General features: G+C 35.2%; 12 protein-coding genes. 2 read left to right on the top strand and 10 right to left on the bottom strand.

The features are described from left to right. Positions 1-81 precede the first annotated feature (81 nt). Positions 82-1,488 carry an APC family permease gene (locus H8R22_RS05990; RefSeq protein WP_187008474.1) on the bottom strand — a complete coding sequence of 469 codons (1,407 nt, stop codon included), beginning with the start codon at positions 1,486-1,488 and terminating at the stop codon, positions 82-84. 164 nt (positions 1,489-1,652) lie between these two features. Then, positions 1,653-1,880: a CDGSH iron-sulfur domain-containing protein gene (locus H8R22_RS05985; protein WP_187008475.1), complete on the bottom strand. Its 228-nt coding sequence runs from the start codon at positions 1,878-1,880 to the stop codon at positions 1,653-1,655. A gap of 204 nt (positions 1,881-2,084) precedes the next feature. Here H8R22_RS05985 and H8R22_RS05980 point away from each other — a divergent pair, with 204 nt between their 5' ends. After that, on the top strand, positions 2,085-2,948 hold the full coding sequence (locus H8R22_RS05980; RefSeq protein ID WP_187008476.1) for an NAD(P)-dependent oxidoreductase: 864 nt from the start codon (positions 2,085-2,087) through the stop codon (positions 2,946-2,948). A 251-nt stretch (positions 2,949-3,199) separates the two neighbouring features. On the opposite strand, the gene H8R22_RS05975 is transcribed toward H8R22_RS05980, so the two are convergent. From H8R22_RS05975 to H8R22_RS05955, 5 genes are all read right to left on the bottom strand, one after another. Next, entirely contained in the window at positions 3,200-4,624 is a 1,425-nt protein-coding gene (locus H8R22_RS05975; protein WP_187008477.1) for a peptidoglycan endopeptidase, read from the bottom strand. 255 nt (positions 4,625-4,879) lie between these two features. Next, positions 4,880-7,141: an aconitate hydratase gene (locus H8R22_RS05970; protein ID WP_187008478.1), complete on the bottom strand. Its 2,262-nt coding sequence runs from the start codon at positions 7,139-7,141 to the stop codon at positions 4,880-4,882. A 109-nt stretch (positions 7,142-7,250) separates the two neighbouring features. Beyond that, complete coding sequence (locus H8R22_RS05965; protein ID WP_187008479.1) at positions 7,251-10,022, bottom strand: bifunctional aconitate hydratase 2/2-methylisocitrate dehydratase; 2,772 nt, start codon at positions 10,020-10,022, stop codon at positions 7,251-7,253. A 337-nt stretch (positions 10,023-10,359) separates the two neighbouring features. Next, positions 10,360-11,313: an AAA family ATPase gene (locus tag H8R22_RS05960; protein WP_187008480.1), complete on the bottom strand. Its 954-nt coding sequence runs from the start codon at positions 11,311-11,313 to the stop codon at positions 10,360-10,362. A gap of 78 nt (positions 11,314-11,391) precedes the next feature. Continuing rightward, positions 11,392-12,801, bottom strand: coding sequence for a peptidylprolyl isomerase (locus H8R22_RS05955; protein ID WP_222616877.1), 1,410 nt, complete (start codon positions 12,799-12,801; stop codon positions 11,392-11,394). Between the two features lie 399 nt (positions 12,802-13,200). Between H8R22_RS05955 and H8R22_RS05950 the strand changes: the two genes are divergently transcribed. Further along, the gene (locus H8R22_RS05950; protein ID WP_187008481.1) at positions 13,201-14,790 is read left to right on the top strand and encodes a peptide chain release factor 3; all 1,590 of its coding nucleotides are present in this window, start codon (positions 13,201-13,203) and stop codon (positions 14,788-14,790) included. Positions 14,791-14,878: 88 nt separating this feature from the next. Here H8R22_RS05950 and H8R22_RS05945 read toward each other — a convergent pair whose 3' ends face one another. From H8R22_RS05945 to rpoC, 3 genes are all read right to left on the bottom strand, one after another. Then, positions 14,879-15,241 (bottom strand): hypothetical protein, encoded by a 363-nt coding sequence (locus H8R22_RS05945; protein ID WP_187008482.1) that lies wholly within the window; start codon positions 15,239-15,241, stop codon positions 14,879-14,881. Positions 15,242-15,465: 224 nt separating this feature from the next. Next, entirely contained in the window at positions 15,466-15,768 is a 303-nt protein-coding gene (locus tag H8R22_RS05940) for a DUF3467 domain-containing protein (protein ID WP_187008483.1), read from the bottom strand. A gap of 91 nt (positions 15,769-15,859) precedes the next feature. After that, positions 15,860-20,173: a DNA-directed RNA polymerase subunit beta' gene (rpoC, locus tag H8R22_RS05935; RefSeq protein ID WP_187008484.1), complete on the bottom strand. Its 4,314-nt coding sequence runs from the start codon at positions 20,171-20,173 to the stop codon at positions 15,860-15,862. Positions 20,174-20,325 lie beyond the last annotated feature (152 nt).

Here is a 20,325-nt window from a genome sequence, read left to right as displayed (position 1 = left end):
AATGGATTTTTTGCTGTTATTAAATTTGAATCTGCTCTCCACATAAAATAAGACTGGTATTGCACTTCAAATTACATTAAATTACTCTTTAGCTTTTGTTAGATAATAAATAGGTATCCCTAATAACATAATCAATACTCCCCAACCACTGGTACTCGTTTTTGTATACAATAGAGCAACACAAATAGCAGAAGCAACTATAATGTAAAATGCAGGTAAAAAAGGATACATAAATGCTTTATAAGGTCGTTCAGCGTTAGGCATTTTTTTTCGTAAAATAAAAATACCTAATATAGTTAAGATATAAAATATCAAAACAATAATCACAACAAAGTCAAGCAAATCACCATATTTACCAGTAAGACATAAAGCCGATGCCCAAAAACATTGCACCCAGATAGACCAGGCGGGAACTTTTGCTTCATTTAATTGTGCTGCCTTCTTAAAAAACAGCCCATCTTTAGCCATGGTGTAGTATACTCTCGCACCTGCCATGATCAAACCATTATTACATGCAAAAGTCGAAATCATTATCGTAACTGCAATCAGTAAAGTCCCTACTGAACCAAAAATGTATTGAGACGCCACTACAGCAACTCTATCAGATTCTGCTGTTGCAATTTCCTGCAAAGGCACAACGGACAAATACATAAAATTTGCAATAATATAAATAGAACTTACTATTAGCGTTCCTAAAAATAAACTTAGACCCACATTACGTTTTGGGTTTTTGATCTCACCAGCGATAAAAGTAACGCCTTCCCATGCTACACTAGAAAACATTGAACCTACAAGGGCTGCCGAAATAGCCGAAATTAATGTAACACCACTTATCGATGTCCAAGAACCTGTAGTCACATCCAAAGAGGACGAAGCCCAAGCGTTAGTCCAGTTTGCATCCCAAACTTCGGCCCTAGCGGCGAGAAAACCAAAAATAATTAATCCTGCCAATGATAAAATTTTGATTACAGTAAGAACAGTCTGTAAAATTTTTGAATTTTTAACTCCACGACTATTTACGTAACTCAATAAAACAATCGTAACTATCGATACAATTTGAGCCGCATTTAATTTAAAGTCGCCCAACTCATAAAGTATGTTTTTATCACTAAAAGAAGGAAACAAATAAGCAGCAAACTTAGAGAAAGCAACTCCTACGGCCGCAATAGTTCCTGTTTGAATAACGGCAAAAAAACTCCAACCGTACAAAAAACCTACGAGCTTACCATACGCTTCTTTTATATAAACATATTGGCCACCCGCTTTTGGAAACATCGCGCTAAGCTCTCCATAGCTTACAGCAGCAACTACGGTTAGTAATCCGGTTAAAACCCACATGGCAATTAACCACCCTGCAGATCCCAACTGTCGCACCATATCTGAACTTACTATAAAAATCCCAGATCCTATCATCGAACCCGCTACTAGCATTGTTCCGTCTAGTAATCCCAGTTCGCGCTTAAAATCCTCTTGATTATCTTCTTGCATATTTTTGGTTTTGGTTTTGGTTTGGTTAAAGATATACATTTTTTAGAAATCCTTAAGAAAGTAATAATCGAACAACTCTATTAATTCCTAATTAGCATAAAAATAAAAAAATCGGCATTGTCACCAATGTCGATTTTTTTATTTGTCACTAAACTTCAAGTCTATTAGTTTGTTTTCATCGGTGGCAAATCAAATGCTGCCGGCTCGTGCTCAAAACTATTACGGTGCGATCCATCGCAAAAAGGCTTATTAGCAGATAAGCCACAACGACAAAGACCTAAAGCTTTTCTACCTTCTAGACCATATACATTTCCCTGACCATCTACAATTTCAAAATCACCTTCGATTTTGATAGATCCGTTTTTATTAATTGTTAGTTTCGTACTGCTCATTTTACTACATTTTGAATTAAGGGTCAAAGATTAGAAAATATAATAGAAAGTTTTCGGTTTGTTCCTACTTTTTTCATTTGTCATTGTAATTTACATTAATTCTATTTTACAACTACTTTTTAGCAGGTGAACACGATTATCGAACAAAGAATATGCTTAAATTTGTTATTAGCGATTTCGCATTAAAAAATAAAACACACCACTATGAATACATTAAAAATAGGCTGGATAGGACTAGGAAATATGGGAAACCCAATGGTTCAAAACCTTTTAAAAGCGGGTTACAACATCACTGTGTACAACCGCTCTAAAGATAAAGAATCTCCTCTTATAGCTCTTGGCGCTTCCTCAGCTACTAGCCCTGCGGAACTAATTAAAAGCTGTGATGTAGTTATAACTATGTTATCTAATGACGCGGCTGTAAAAGAAGTTTTTGAAAATAAAAACGGTCTGCTTGCAACTAAAAATCCGGGAAAACTAATTATCAACATGAGTACAGTTGCTCCAGAAACCTCTCGTTACCTTGCAGAAAAGTGCCTTGAAAATGAATTAAATTTTATAGATGCTCCTGTATCAGGTAGCGTGAAGCCAGCGCAGGATGGGACATTAGTGATCTTAGTAGGTACATCAAAAGCTAATTTTGAAATAGCAAAACCTATTTTTGACATATTAGGTAAAATAGCAATCCATGTAGGAGAAGCAGGTGTTGCCAGCTCAGCTAAACTTGCGATTAATTATTTACTAGGCTTAAATTTACAAGGTTTAGCAGAAACTATTTTATTCGCAGAGCAAAATGGCGTAGCAAAAGAAGATATGCTTTCTATCATTAATGAAGGTGCATGTGGTAATGGAATCACTAAAATTAAAGGACCTTCAATTATTAATGATGCCTATCCTGCCGCATTTGCCTTGAAGCATTTAGTAAAAGATTTGGGATTAGCTAAAGATGCGGGTCTTGATTCTCCTTTGATTCATCCGTTGTACGATAGCTATTTCAGTGCTCAACAAGAAGGCCTGGGCGAACAAGATGTTATGGCAATTATTAGTAGCCTCAGAAAGAAAGATTAATTGTTAGGTTAGACAAACATAAGTCAAAACTCATTGCTTTTTAATAGCCCTGATGGGAGTAAAACTCCTTATTGAAGTGAACTTGCATTTTTATAGACTAGAAAGAGCGACTAAAAGAAGCTCCTTTCTAGTCTAAATAAAAAGCAGGAGAACCAATAAGAGTGTAACGACAGCAGGAATAGATACCATAAAAAAACTCTCAAGAAAAATCTTGAGAGTTTTTTTTATGAATTAATGTCCCGTCCTGAAACTTATAGAACTCTATTGATTTGAGTAACTCTCTTGCTGTAATACTTCTCTTTGATTGATGAAATAATAACTCCACTATTAGAAGCATGAATGAATTTTATATCGCCATCATTAACTTCAACTACCATACCTACATGATTAACTTGACCGCGACCATTTGTTTTAAAGAAAATTAAATCTCCTTTTTGAGCATCATCATTGTTTATTTTAGTACCATATTGCGACTGCTCCAAAGAAGTTCTTGGTAAATCGATGTCAAAGGCTCCAAAAGTGGTACACATTAAACCTGAGCAATCAAAACCAGCTTTTGTGGTACCACCTGGTCTGTATCGTGTACCTATATTCTCAGAAGCAGTTGAAACTAATTGATCTAAAAAATCAGTTCCATGAAATGCTTTTACGTCGTAATTAGTATCTACATTAGGGTTATTGATTACATCCTTTACGACAAAAGCACTTTTACTTTCGATTGTTTTTTTACTGCGGATATTTAATTGATAGCCAACAGGTAAACCGTTCTTTATTTTTGGATTCTGTCTTTCCAACTCTGCTACTGAGATACCGTATTCTTTTGCTATGGCATATTTTGTTTCCTTGGCAAGTACCTCTCTAACAAATTCAGTTTCTGTTACCTCAGATAAAACAACCGCATTAGGAACAAGTGCAGGTTTAGAAGTAGTTGTTTCCTTTTCGACTGCTGAAGCCTTTACTGAAGTTGGAGCTTCGATATTGACTTGAGCAACTTCTGATGTAGCTGATGCAGCATCTAATTTAGCAGGAATAATTATTTGTTGTCCTATTTTTAATGTTTCAGTAGCTAAAATAGGATTTGCAGCTTCGATATCCGACACAGAGATTCCATATTCACGAGCTATTGCATATTTGGTTTCACTTGGCAAAACTTCACGTACTACAGTAGAAGCACTATTATTATTTTCAACTCTTGATACAGAAGTGTCTTCCTTTTGAATGTTGTTAGACGTTGCTATATTCGGACCCAGCACTAAAGCATTTGTTGCGGTAATTGGAATTTTAATTGTACCTCCCTTACGTAATCCCGCTTGCTCTAGAGTTGGATTTTCATTGTATAAATCGGCAACAGTTAGACCATATTGTTTAGCGATACCATAAATTGTTTCCTTAGGGAGTACTGCGTGCGTTTTTTGACTTTTTTTGGAAGGAATGACTGCAGTAACTTTTGCCGTTTCTTTAGTCGAATTAGGTATTAAAAGTATTGATTTAAACTTGATTCCATTTCGTGCATCCGGATTAAGATCGTAAATAGCATTGGCTTTTATGTGGTATTGCTGTGCAATTTTGCTAATGGTTTCCCCTTTTGCAACAGTGTGTTTTAAATATTTTTCTTGGGAAAAACTAGTAAAACCAACTAAAAACACCAAACTTAAAACCCAATTATTATACTTCATAAAACCTTTTTTTTTCACCTATCCTGCTGAATTACAGACAATAATACAATTTTTTATTTAAAAACCCAACCATTTGTCTGTATTAGGTAACGATTAGAGATAAAAGTTACCTTTCTTAAAAGCGAAAATAGCCAATCTTTCTAGAAAACACGGCTATTTTAACAACTTTTTAAATTGATTTTAACAAACGTGAAGTCATAAAAAAAGCGCGTGAATTTTTAGCACGCACTTTTAAATAAATATCTTTTATAATCTTTATGCTTCAGCAGCAATTAAATTTAAAGCTGATCCAGCAACATACCACCCAATTTGTCCTTCGTTATAAGTATGATTTGCCAATATGATATCTTTAGAACCATCTGCATGTACAAACTCTACAGATAATGGTTTTCCAGGAGCAAAATCAACCAAATCAATAATATTGATTGTGTCGTCTTCTTGAATTTTATCATAATCAGCTTCATTTGCAAATGTTAGTCCTAATAAACCTTGTTTTTTAAGATTAGTTTCGTGAATACGAGCAAATGATTTCACTAAAACCGCTTTTACTCCAAGGAAACGAGGCTCCATTGCAGCATGCTCGCGAGAAGAACCTTCACCGTAATTATGATCACCAACAACTATTGATGGTACACCAGCTGCTTTGTATGCACGTGCTACTGCAGGAACAGCATCATACGCACCTGTCAATTGATTTTTTACTGAGTTAGTTTTTTGATTGTAAGCGTTTACTGCACCAATCAACATATTATTTGAAATATTATCTAAATGCCCACGGAAACGCAACCATGGACCAGCCATAGAAATATGATCTGTAGTACATTTACCAAATGCTTTAATTAGTAATTTAGCACCTGTAATGTTTTTTCCATCCCACGCTTCAAAAGGCTCTAGTAATTGCAAACGGTCTGAAGACTCATCAACAACTATTTTTACAGACGAACCATCTTTAGCCGGAGCTTGAAACCCATTATCATCAACATCGAAACCTTTTTTAGGAAGTTCGTCTCCAAACGGAGCTGTCAATTTAACTTCTTCCCCTTTGTCATTTAACAAAGTATCCGTAAGCGGGTTAAAATCTAACCTACCAGCGATTGCTAAAGCAGCAACCATTTCTGGCGAGGTAACAAAAGCGTGAGTATTAGGATTACCATCTGCTCTCTTTGAAAAGTTACGATTGAAAGAATGTACAATTGTGTTTTTTTCTTGCTTATCAGCACCTGCCCTATCCCATTGTCCAATACAAGGTCCGCAAGCATTTGTAAATACCTTAGTACCCATTTTCTCGAAAGCAGCAATCATTCCGTCTCTTTCGATTGTAAATCTAATTTGTTCAGAGCCGGGGTTGACACCAAATTCTGCTTTTGGAGTTATTCCGTGCTCTACAGCTTGATTTACGATAGAAACAGCTCGCGCCATATCCTCATAAGATGAATTAGTACAAGAACCTATTAATCCCCATTCTACTTTTATTGGCCAATTGTTTGCAGCCGCTTCTTCCTTCATTTTAGAAACAGGAGTTCCACGATCTGGTGTAAATGGTCCGTTGATATGTGGCTCTAATTCTGAAAGATTAATTTCGATTACTTGATCAAAATATTGCTCAGGATTTGCGTATACTTCAGGATCTCCTGTCAAATAAGACGCTACCTTATCAGCGGCATCTACTACATCTTGTCGGCCGGTAGCAGTTAAATACCTGCGCATCGAATCATCATAACCAAAAGTAGATGTCGTAGCGCCAATTTCAGCTCCCATATTACAAATGGTTCCTTTACCTGTGCACGACATATTTGTGGCACCTTCACCAAAATATTCAACAATTGCCCCTGTTCCACCCTTTACAGTTAGAATATCAGCTACTTTTAAAATAACATCTTTTGGAGCTGTCCAACCAGATAATTTACCCGTTAATTTAACTCCAATTAATTTAGGAAATTTTAATTCCCAACCCATTCCTGACATTACATCTACAGCATCAGCTCCACCAACTCCAATAGCCAACATACCCAAACCACCTGCATTTACCGTGTGTGAGTCGGTACCAATCATCATTCCCCCTGGGAATGCATAATTTTCTAGAACAATTTGATGAATAATCCCTGATCCTGGTTTCCAGAAACCAATTCCATATTTGTCTGAAACTGATGATAAAAAGTCAAAAACTTCGCTTGATTGTTGTTTTGCAACAGCTAAATCTTTCTCAGCCCCCACTTTAGCTAAAATTAAGTGATCACAATGCACTGTTGTAGGAACGGCAACTGTTTTCTTGCCTGCATGCATAAATTGCAACAAAGCCATTTGAGCGGTTGCATCTTGACACGCTACTCTATCTGGGGCAAAGTCTACGTAATCAACTCCCCTCTTGTAAGCTTGCTTTGCCTCACCATCCCATAGGTGACTATATAAAATTTTCTCACTTAAAGTAAGCGGACGAGCAACAACTTCACGTGCAGCATCAACACGACTTGCCATGTTAGCGTACACTTTTTTTATCATTTCAATATCAAATGCCATATGTAATTGTTTTTATTGTTGTTTTTAAGATACCACAAGATACAAAAAATAAAAAAAGCCCGAGTCATAGACTCAGGCTTTTTGATATAATTAACAAAAATAAAAGTAATTATTGTACTAATAATTTATGAGATGGCGCAAATTGCGTTAGGTTAATTCCCTTAACAGCAGCTTTATACTCATCCATGGTTGGCGTTCTACCTAAAATTGTAGACAATACAACTACTGGAGTAGAAGACAATAAAGACTCTCCTTTTTTACCTTCAGCATCCTCAACAACTCTACCTTGGAAAAGACGTGTAGAAGTAGCCATTACAGTATCTCCTTTTGCCGCTTTTTCTTGGTTTCCCATGCATAGGTTACATCCAGGACGCTCTAGGTACAAAATATTTTCATATCCAGTACGCGCTACCCCTTTTGGAGCGTTATCATCAAATTCGAATCCTGAGTATTTTTGTAAAACTTCCCAGTCTCCTTCAGCTTTCAACTCATCTACAATATTGTATGTTGGTGGTGCAACAACAAGTGGTGCTTTAAACTCCACTTTACCGAATTGCTGATCTATGTTCTTCAACATTTGAGAAAGAATTTTTAAATCTCCTTTGTGAACCATACAAGATCCAACAAAACCTAAATCGACTTTCTTAGTTCCACCATAAAAAGATAATGGTCTAATCGTATCATGTGTATATCTTTTAGAAACATCTGCATTATTCACATCTGGATCTGCAATCATTGGCTCTTGAACGATATCAAGATCAATAACTACTTCTGCGTAGTACTTCGCATTTGCATCAGGAGTCAAAGCTGGTTTTGCACCCGATCTGATATCAGCAATTCTTTTATCAGCGATTGCAATTAATCCTTTAAGAACTTGCTTCGCATTATCCATTCCTTTGTCAATCATGATCTGGATTCTTTTCTTAGCAATCAACAATGATTCGATCAAAGTTTCATCCTCAGAAATGCATATAGAAGCTTTTGCTTTCATCTCTGCAGTCCAGTCTGTAAAAGTAAAGGCTTGATCCGCTGTAAGTGTACCTAAATGCACCTCTATAATTCTACCTTGGAACACATTCTCTCCTCCAAATTGTTTCAACATTTGAGACTGAGTAGCATGTACTACATCACGGAAGTCCATGTACGTTTTCATGTTGCCTTTGAAAGTCACTTTTACTGATTCTGGAATTGGCATAGAAGCCTCACCCGTAGCCAATGCAAGTGCAACTGTCCCTGAATCGGCACCAAAAGCAACCCCTTTTGACATTCTCGTATGCGAGTCACCACCAATAATGATCGCCCACTCATCCACTGTAATATCATTCAATACTTTATGAATAACGTCAGTCATAGCCAAATACTCCCCTTTTGGGTCGCGCGCTGTGATCAAACCGAAATCATTCATAAACTTCATTAATCTAGGAATATTAGCTTTCGACTTATTATCCCAAACTGATGCTGTATGGCAACCTGATTGATAAGCACCATCCACGATTGGAGAAATAACTGTTGCAGCCATAGACTCTAACTCTTGTGAAGTCATTAAACCAGTTGTATCTTGAGACCCAACAATGTTTACCTCTACACGCACATCTGATCCTGCATGTAACACTTTACCTGGAGTTGTTCCAACTGCATTTTTGTTGAAAATTTTCTCCACTGCAGTAAGTCCTTGTCCCTCAACAGAAACTTCTTTTGACGGAGCAAAAACGGGAACGATATCGATACCTAACGTTTTTGACGCAAAAGTTTGTAGCTTTTTACCAAAAACAATAGCGTATGATCCACCTGCTTTGATAAATTCCATTTTTTGAGGTGTAAAAGCTTTAGAAATATCTTTTAGCTCTTTGTCCCCATTGTATAATTTCTTCGTTTTAGTATTGATTGTAAGAACGGTACCTGTTGCTACAGAATACGCTTCTTCAAGAACAACATCACCATTTTCATTGCGTACTGCATTTCCGTTTTCGTCAACTACTTTTACCCAGTTTTGAAGGTCTAAACCAATTCCACCAGTAACATCAACCGTTGTCAAGAAAATTGGAGAGATTCCGTTTGTACCTGCTACAATTGGAGCAATGTTTATAAAAGGAACATAAGGACTAGCTTTTTTACCTGTCCAAAGTGCCACATTGTTCACTCCTGACATTCTAGAAGATCCCACACCCATTGTACCTTTTTCAGCAATTAACATCACACTTTTATCAGGGTGTTGCGCTTGCAAAGCTTGAATTTCGTCCTGTGCTTGTGGAGAAATCAAACATTTACCATGAAGTTCACGGTCTGATCTAGAATGCGCTTGGTTTCCTGGAGACAATAAATCTGTAGAGATATCTCCTTCACCAGCCACATAAGTAACTACTTTTATTTCTTCGACAACTTCTGGGAGTTTTGTAAAGAATTCTGCCTTAGCATAGCTCACCAAAATTTCTTTTGCGATTTCATTTCCAGCTTTGTAAGCAGCTTCTAAACGATCTGTATCAGCTTCGTAAAGGAAAAATTGAGTTTTAAGTACTTTTGCAGCTTCCTTAGCAATAGCAATATCATTACCTAGAGCTAAATCAAGCAAAACTTCAATGGAAGGCCCACCTTTCATATGCGACAATAATTCAAAAGCAAAAGTAGGAGTGATTTCAGCAACTACTGATTCTCCTAAAACAATTTCTTTCAAAAATTTAGCTTTTATAGCTGCTGCAGGAGTTGTACCCGGAACTGTATTGTAGATAAAAAACTTGAGAGACGCTTCGCGATTGACGTTTGTTTGCTCTTTTATTTGTGAAATGATTGCGCTTAATAAGTCAGCACCATCTATCGGCTTAGGATTAAGTCCTTGACCTTTTCGCTCTTCGATTTCTTGTAGGTAATCGTTGTAAATGTTCATAATAGAAATATTTTCAATTTTCAAGGCTATTTTTTTAAACTTGGCATAATTATAAAAAGCACAAAATGATGATTTTTAAAATTCGTGATGCAAATTTAGTTATTTAACCTGAAATTAAAAAAAATTTAATAGAACGGAGCTTTTGAAAAATTATTATTCTTTAATAGTAATTTTTGATGCTTAAAAATAGTAAAATTTTAAAATTTTAACATAAAAATAATAATTTCATAATTTAACGACCCTATTATCGCTCTCCGTAAATTAAGAAAAATGATTTGCTTAAGAAAACGATATAGTTGAAACAAAAATTTGAGTTTAAATTGATATAACTTAACACTTACAGCAATTTTCCAATTATAATTTCCTCAGTGATACCCTCGGCATCTGCTTTGTAGTTTTTAATAATTCTATGACGCAAAATACCAACTGCAACTGCTTTTACATCTTCAATATCTGGTGAATACTTACCATTGAAAGCTGCATGTGTTTTGGCAGCTAAAATTAAATTTTGAGAAGCTCTAGGCCCTGCTCCCCAGTCTACATAATTTTTTACAAAATCATTGGTCAAAGGACTATCAGGTCGAGTTTTACCAACTAAAGCAACCGCATACTCGATAACATTATCTGCTACAGGAATTCTTCTTACTAATTGCTGAAAATCTATAATTTCTTGAGCAGTAAACAAAGCATTGATATCCGTTACAACAGTCGAAGTTGTTCTTTTTACCACTTGAACTTCTTCTTCAAATGAAGGGTACTCTAGTTTTATCGCAAACATAAAACGGTCTAATTGTGCTTCAGGTAAAGGATAAGTCCCTTCTTGCTCAATTGGGTTTTGCGTAGCTAAAACAAAATAAGGTAAATCTAATTTATGATTTTCACCTGCAATAGTTACCGATCGTTCCTGCATCGCTTCCAAAAGTGCCGCCTGTGTTTTAGGTGGTGTTCTATTAATTTCATCTGCAAGAATGATATTGGAAAATATAGGCCCTTTAATGAATTTAAATTGGCGATTTTCATCTAAAATCTCGCTACCTAGTATATCTGACGGCATCAAATCAGGAGTAAATTGAATTCTTTTAAAATCCAAGCCTAACGCTTGCGCCAAAGTATTCACCAATAATGTCTTCGCTAGCCCTGGAACACCCACTAATAAAGCATGACCTCCTGAAAAGATACAAATTAAGATTTGATCTACCACGGCATCCTGCCCTACTATAACTTTAGCTATTTCATTTTTTAGCTGGTTTCTTTTTAGAACCAGATTTTGTATCGCTGCAACGTCAGACATTTCGAATGGTATTTAAATTAAAAAAGAGCTAACTCTATGAAATCATAAAGCTAACTCTTTTTGTTTATTCTATAAAAATTATTTTTTTAACCAGTTGTTTGTAAAGTCACAATCTCTATATTCACCAAGAATACTAATATAAGTTTCCTTGATTTTTTCTTCAAACCAAACTCCAATAGCTTTAATTCTCTTCTCCTTCAAAGCTAAATCTTTTATTTTAATATAGTCAGTAGCGTAATCAGCAGTATGCTCATTAATTCTATTCGTAACTGTGATTATCTTATAACTCTTTTTTCCATTTTCATCTGTATCCAAGATCGGTTGCGAAATAGAATCATCCTTTAAATTAGAAACTTGATTGTATAAAGAAGGATCCATTTTTGTCAATTCAAATCGTGTATCTTGCGTATTCGGATTAATTAACACACCTCCGTTAGCTTTGGTTTCTTTTTGATCTGACTCTGTTCTAGCCGCTTCAGCAAATGTTATTTTTTTGTCTATAATCTTATTTCTGATTAATGTAATTTTTTCTTTTGCAACTTTAACTTCGTCTTCCGAAACTGAAGGAATTAACAATATATGACGTAATTCTATCTCTTGCCCTTTAATTTTTTCCACATATATAATATGAAAACCAAAATCAGTTTCGAACGGCGCCGAAATTTCTCCTTCTTCTAAACTAAAAGCTACATCTTTAAATTCTTTTACAAAAGGTGTTTTGCGATTCATTTTATAAAACCCTCCATTTGTTGCTGAGCCAGGATCTTTGGAATAAAGTACAGCCTTCGTAGAAAAACTAGAACCTTCTTGAACATCCTTTTTAAACTCGTTTAGTTTATCTCTCACTTTCTGCTTTTCAGCTTCAGAAATCTTAGGTGTTACCACAATTTGCGCTACTTCCATCTCTGCACCAAAAAGTGGTAATTCATCTTTAGGAATACCTTTAAAAAAGTTACGAACCTCCTCAGGAGTGATTTCTACTTCCTCAACAATCTTCTTTTGCATTTCAGAACTTAACCTTTGTTCCTTTAAAATATCAAAAAAGTAAGATTTCAACTCTTCTTCAGAATTCTTCTTATAATATTCTACCACCTTATCCATGGAGCCAATTTTTCCAACGATAAAATCAAGCTTCTCCTCCATCACACCTTTTATCTCGGCATCAGTAACCACGATACTATCCTGAATAGCTTGATGGGCATATAGTTTGTCTTCTAACAACTTACCTAACATCTGGCATCTAGTAATATCTTTTACTGAGTTTCCGTTTGTAGAAAGTTCTAAAAAAGATTTATCAATATCAGAGTCCAAAACAATATAATCTCCAACAGTTGCAATTACACCATCTATTTTTAATCTTTTACCTGTAGCCACTTTTTTAACAGGTTCAACAACTGAATCTTTAATTATTTCCTGCGCTTGCGTTACTGCATTCACAAAGAGCATAAGAAAAAATAAAAGTGCAAATTTATTGGTTATGAATTTCATTTTCAATGTTTTAATAATAATGTATTTAAATTATATTCCGTTATTTGATTTAAAATCTTCTCCCAATAGTATAATGTATCTTTATTGAATTCAAATATACATTATAAGTACCAAGAAATAAAGCCGTTCCTACAGAACATTTTTCAAATTTAAAACGAACAAAAATAACAATTCGATTACATTAAACAAGTATCAGCTCTACTATTAACAAAAATTTATAGAGATTATCTAGCTGTAGTAGCATAATAAAACCACTCTTTGACATACCTATTCCAAGAAACGTCTTTAAGGCCGCAAAAGCCTACTAACTACCATAGTTTTCAAGTAAATAAACACAACTCTTATTTATTTTTAAATAGCATATATAAATAGTACTTTTGCAAACTATTTATATCACACATGAGCTTTTTAACAGAAATACAACGAAGAAGAACTTTCGGAATCATATCGCACCCTGATGCTGGTAAAACTACCCTAACAGAAAAACTGTTACTGTTTGGAGGAGCCATCCAAGAAGCAGGTGCCGTTAAGAACAATAAAATAAAAAAAGGCGCTACGAGTGACTTTATGGAAATCGAACGTCAAAGAGGGATTTCTGTATCGACATCTGTTCTTGCTTTTAATTATCAGGATAAAAAAATAAATATCCTCGATACACCAGGACACAAGGATTTTGCAGAGGACACTTTTAGAACATTAACTGCAGTAGATAGTGTAATCGTAGTAATTGACGTAGCAAAAGGAGTTGAGGAACAAACAGAGAAGTTAGTTGCCGTTTGTAGAATGCGTAAAATTCCAATTATTGTTTTTATCAATAAAATGGACCGTGAAGGTAAAGATGCATTTGACCTAATGGACGAAGTAGAACAAAAGCTAGGATTAACAGTTACCCCTCTTAGTTTTCCTATAGGTATGGGATACGATTTTCAAGGTATCTACAATTTATGGGAACAAAACATCAACTTGTTTAGCGGAGATAATCGTAAAAACATAGAAGAAACAATTGCTTTTTCTGATGTACAGAATCCTGAATTAGAAAAAATTATTGGGCAAAAACCAGCTGACACTTTACGTGAAGAATTAGAATTGATCGATGAAGTGTATCCTAAATTTGATCGACAAGATTATCTTGACGGTAAACTGCAACCTGTTTTCTTTGGTTCAGCCTTAAATAATTTTGGGGTAAGAGAACTACTAGATTGCTTTGTACAAATTGCTCCTTCTCCAAGACCAAAAGAGTCTGAAACTCGATTAGTAGATCCTAAAGAAGAAAAAATGACTGGTTTTGTGTTTAAAATTCATGCAAATATGGATCCGAAACATAGAGATAGACTGGCATTTATCAAAATTGTGTCGGGAACCTTTGAAAGAAACAAACCGTATTACCATGTTCGTCAAAAAAAGAATTTAAAATTCTCAAGTCCAAATGCTTTTTTTGCAGAGAAAAAAGAGATTGTAGATATATCCTATCCAGGAGACATCGTAGGATTGCATGATACTGGAAATTTCAAAATTGGTGACACGTTGACCGAAGGAGAAATAATGAGTTTCAAAGGAATTCCAAGTTTCTCTCCAGAGCATTTTAGATACATCAATAATGCTGATCCTATGAAAGCTAAACAGCTGGACAAAGGAGTAGATCAATTGATGGACGAAGGAGTAGCGCAGTTGTTTACTTTAGAAATGAACAACAGAAAAATCATTGGAACAGTTGGAGCACTACAATACGAAGTAATACAATACCGTTTAGAGCACGAATATGGCGCTAAATGTACCTATGAGAATTTCCCTGTTCATAAAGCATGCTGGGTTAAGCCTAATGACCCAAAAAATGATGAATTCAAGGAATTCAAACGTATCAAACAAAAATTCCTAGCTAAAGACAAATACGGGCAATTAGTATTCCTTGCAGATTCTGATTTTACGATTCAGATGACACAAAACAAATATCCTAGCGTAAAATTATTTTTTACTTCGGAATTTGAATAAGCAAGTCCACACAATAAAGCATAAAAAAAGCGCTAATTAAAAATTAGCGCTTTTTTTTGTACTTACTACTAGTATACTATAAATCTAATTATGCTAAAGCTGATTCGAAATTAACCGCTTTCTTCAAAAAAGCTTTAATTAATAGACGATTAGGTGCAATACCTGAAGTCATGATTTGTTTTTTTGTGTTTATTCCCTCTGTAGAGATCGTAGTATTAGGATCTTGTTTTGTCCCCATGAACCACTGAACAAACTCCATATTAGTAGAAGAAGTTCTAGCGCTTTCTGATTTTACTTCTACAGTTGTAGTGATTTCATCTTCAGAAGATGCAATTTGCGAACCTCCTACATTTTGGCTATAACCTGAAACACTAAAAAGTAATGCACAAACAAATACAGATAAAATATGTATCATGTTTTTTGATTTGTTTTGTGTAGATATAGTGTTCATAGTTATATATTTTTCTAATTGATTAGCTATCAGTGCCAATTCTTATACAAAGATACAACCACAATACCCCTACCTAAAATAATTACGATGAATAGCTAGAATACTCGTTAACTAACGAACGGCTTGCAGAACAAAGATGATTTGTGCATTTTAACCGATACCAATTTACTCATAACGACTATTAAGCATAAAAAAAGGCTTCCAATATGGAAGCCTTTAGTTAACTATGCTTGTCCTGCAGGACCAAAATTAAGCGGAATTGCAGGTTGTTCACTATCTTTAATTTCGCCATGAGCGATTTCAAAACGGTGAATATTCTCTCCAATAGCTTTGAGCAATCTTTTGGCATGCTGTGGTGTCAATACAATTCTTGACTTCACTTTAGCCTTAGGAATACCAGGCATGATACTTACAAAGTCGAGTACAAACTCTGAGGAAGAATGATTAATAATAGCTAAGTTGGAATAAATTCCCTCTGCTGTTTTTTCATCTAATTCTATATTGATCTGCTCTTGTTGTTCTTTCATATTTTAAGTAGTAATGATTAGCAACTAATTTATAGCAAAAAGTGATTAGTCAAAAGACTAATCACTAATTACTAAGGACTTATTACTAAAGTTAGTAAATATATTCTTCTTTATTTGCCATCATATCATTGTAATCTTCCTTAGAGCCTACAATTGTATGATCGTATTCTCTCATACCAGTTCCAGCAGGAATTCTGTGACCTACAATTACATTTTCTTTCAAGCCTTCTAAGTAATCTACTTTACCTGCTACTGCAGCTTCGTTTAATACTTTAGTTGTCTCTTGGAAAGATGCTGCCGAGATGAATGATTTTGTTTGTAACGAAGCTCTCGTAATACCTTGTAAAACAGGAGTACCAGTTGCTGTGATAACATCACGAGCCACAACAATATTCTTGTCATTACGTTTCAATAACGAATTCTCGTCACGTAACTCACGTGGAGTAACAATTTGTCCTTCTTTCAGATTAGCTGAGTCTCCAGCGTCCTCAATAACTTTCATACCATATAATTTATCATTTTCAACGATAAAATCTTTAGTGTGAATTAATTGATCTTCTAGGAATAAAGTATCACCTGGATCTTGAACTCTTACTTTACGCATCATCTGACGTATTACTACCTCAAAGTGCTTATCATTAATTTTTACCCCTTGTAAACGGTATACTTCTTGAATCTCGTTAACCAAGTACTGTTGAACAGCTGCTGGCCCTTTAATTCTTAAAATATCGTCTGGCGTAATAGCTCCATCAGATAAAGGCACACCAGCTCTAACGAAGTCATTCTCTTGAACAAGAATTTGACTTGAAAGTTTAACTAGGTACTTTCTAACATCACCAAATTTAGATTCGATAACAATCTCACGGTTACCTCTTTTAATTTTTCCAAAAGAAACAACACCATCAATTTCAGAAACTACCGCTGGGTTTGAAGGATTACGAGCTTCTAACAACTCTGTAATTCTTGGTAAACCTCCTGTAATATCTCCTGATTTAGAAGAACGACGTGGGATTTTAACCAATACCTTACCTGCTTTAATTTTCTCACCGTTATCAACCATTAAGTGGGCTCCAACTGGTAAGTTATAGGAACGGATCAATTCACCATCTTTACCGTAAACCAATAAAGTAGGGATTAATTTTTTAGCTCTAGACTCAGAAATTACTTTTTCTTGGAAACCAGTTTGCTCATCAATCTCAACCATAAACGATTGTCCTTGCTCTAAATCTTCGTAAGCAATTTTTCCTGTAAATTCAGAAACAATAACTCCATTATATGGATCCCATTTACAGATCACAGTTCCTTTATCTACTGATTCACCATCTTTAACAAAGATACTTGAACCGTAAGGAATGTTATGCGTGTTTAATAAGATACCTGTTTTTTCATCAATTAATTTCAATTCAGTAGAACGAGATACAACAATATCAACTGCGTTACCATCGTTATCCTCACCCTTAACAGTTTTTAGATCTTCGATTTCTAGTTTACCTGCAAAACGAGTTACAATACTAGATTCCTCAGATATACCTCCCGCAACCCCTCCAACGTGGAAAGTACGTAAAGTTAACTGTGTTCCTGGCTCCCCAATAGATTGAGCTGCAATTACTCCAACTGCTTCTCCTCTTTGAGTCATTTTACCAGTAGCTAAGTTTCTACCATAACATTTAGCACAAATACCTTTTGGTGCCTCACAAACTAAAGGTGAACGTACTTCAACACTTTCGATTGGAGAAGCCTCAATTACTTTCATAATTGCCTCTGTAATTTGTTGTCCTGATTGAACTAAAACTTCATTAGTTAAAGGATTAACTACATCTTGCAATGCAACACGTCCTAAAATTCTTTCTCCTAATGATTCAACGATTTCTTCATTCTTTTTCAATGCCGAAACTTCAACACCTCTAAGAGTTCCACAATCTTCGATGTTTACAATAACATCTTGAGAAACGTCATGTAATCTACGAGTTAAGTAACCAGCATCTGCCGTTTTCAGAGCCGTATCCGCAAGACCCTTACGAGCACCGTGCGTAGAAATGAAATACTCTAAGATCGAAAGACCTTCCTTAAAGTTCGAAAGAATCGGGTTTTCAATAATCTCTCCACCACCAGCAGTCGATTTTTTAGGCTTAGCCATCAATCCACGCATACCAGTTAACTGACGAATTTGTTCCTTAGAACCCCTCGCCCCAGAATCAAGCATCATATACACAGAGTTGAAACCTTGTTGGTCTTCTCTAATGTTTTTCATCGCTAACTCAGTCAATTGTGCATTTGCAGAAGTCCAAACATCAATAACTTGGTTGTAACGTTCGTTATTTGTAATAAGACCCATGTTGTAGTTAGCAGAAATTCCTTCTACTTGCTCTCTAGCATCAGCAATCAATTGTGGTTTTTGATCTGGAATTCTAATATCACCTAATGAGAAAGATAAACCTCCTCTAAAGGCAAATTTATACCCCATATCTTTCATATTATCCAAGAAGGCAGCCGTTTCCGGAACACTTGTTGAATTTAATACGTGACCGATAATATCTCTAAGGTTTTTCTTAGTCAATACATCATTGATATATCCAGCTGCTTCTGGTACTACTTCATTAAATAATACACGTCCTGCAGTTGTTTGAATAATTTTAAACACTAATTCTCCAGCGTCATTAAAATCTTTAGCTCTAATTCTAACACGAGCATTCAATTCTAATCTTCCTTCATTTAATGCGATATTAACTTCTTCAGCAGAATAGAAAGTCAAATCTTGACCTAAAATCTTTTTCTCTGGAGTAGTCAATCTTTCTTTGGTCATATAATATAGACCCAAGACCATATCCTGAGATGGTACCGTAATTGGAGCACCATTTGCAGGGTTTAATATATTATGTGAAGCCAACATTAATAATTGAGCTTCAAGGATAGCTTCTGGTCCTAATGGCAAGTGAACTGCCATTTGATCCCCATCAAAATCCGCATTAAAGGCCGTACAAACTAAAGGGTGTAATTGGATTGCTTTTCCTTCAATTAATTTTGGTTGGAAAGCTTGAATACCAAGTCTGTGCAAAGTAGGGGCACGATTCAGTAAAATCGGGTGACCTTTAATTACATTTTCAAGGATATCCCAAACTACAGGCTCTTTCTTGTCTATTATTTTCTTAGCTGATTTAACAGTTTTTACAATTCCTCTTTCTATCAATTTACGGATAACAAAAGGCTTGTATAATTCGGCAGCCATATCTTTTGGGATACCACATTCGAACAATTTCAATTCAGGTCCAACAACAATTACAGAACGAGCAGAATAATCCACACGTTTTCCAAGTAAGTTTTGACGGAAACGTCCTTGCTTACCTTTAAGGGAATCAGATAATGATTTTAATGGTCTGTTTGATTCTGTTTTAACTGCAGATGCTTTTCTTGTATTATCAAATAATGAATCTACCGATTCTTGCAACATACGTTTTTCGTTTCTTAAGATCACTTCTGGAGCTTTGATTTCCATTAATCTTTTCAAACGGTTGTTACGGATGATTACACGACGGTATAAGTCATTTAAATCTGAAGTCGCAAAACGACCTCCATCAAGAGGCACAAGCGGACGTAATTCTGGTGGAATAACTGGAACCACTTTCATAATCATCCATTCAGGACGGTTTTCACGATTTAAGTTAGACTCACGGAAAGACTCAACAACTTGTAATCTCTTTAAGGCTTCAGTTTTACGTTGTTTAGACGTTTCATTATTAGCTGAGTGACGCAATTGGTAAGACAACTGGTCTAAATCAATACGTGCTAATAAGTCCATAATACACTCTGCTCCCATTTTGGCAACAAATTTATTAGGATCGAAATCATCTAAATACTGATTATCCGCTGGAAGAGTATCTAAGATGTTCAAATATTCTTCTTCTGTTAAGAAATCTAATCTTTGAACTGATTCACCTTCAGCATTTTTAGCAATACCAGCTTGGATTACTACGTATCTTTCGTAGTAAATAATCATATCTAATTTCTTAGATGGAAGACCAAGGATATAACCAATTTTATTTGGAAGAGAACGGAAATACCAGATATGAGCGATTGGCACAACAAGATTGATGTGACCTACTCTATCTCTACGTACTTTTTTCTCCGTAACTTCAACACCACAACGGTCACAGATGATCCCTTTGTAACGAATTCTTTTGTATTTTCCACAAGCACATTCGAAATCCTTAACAGGTCCAAATATTCTTTCGCAGAAAAGACCATCACGCTCAGGCTTGTGCGTACGGTAGTTTATTGTTTCTGGTTTTAAAACTTCACCTCGAGACTCTTTCAAGATAGATTCTGGAGAAGCAAGACCGATAGATATTTTATTGAATCTTTTTACAGGATTCTTATCTTTATTATTATTATTTCTATTATTCATCATAGTTTTTACTATTGATTTAATTGCAATTAAAAAATTGATTCTAGCAAAGTACTTTATGTCTTTACTACACCGGATTACTTCTCAAAACTCTAAACTTCAAATTTAAAGCGCTAGTTACACAAATTAAAATCTGTATAAAAAATCGGAACGGT

The sequence above is a fragment of the Flavobacterium kayseriense genome (genome assembly GCF_014305095.1).
GTDB classification, from domain to species: domain Bacteria; phylum Bacteroidota; class Bacteroidia; order Flavobacteriales; family Flavobacteriaceae; genus Flavobacterium; species Flavobacterium kayseriense.
This window is presented reverse-complemented; position numbering and strand designations above follow the sequence as displayed.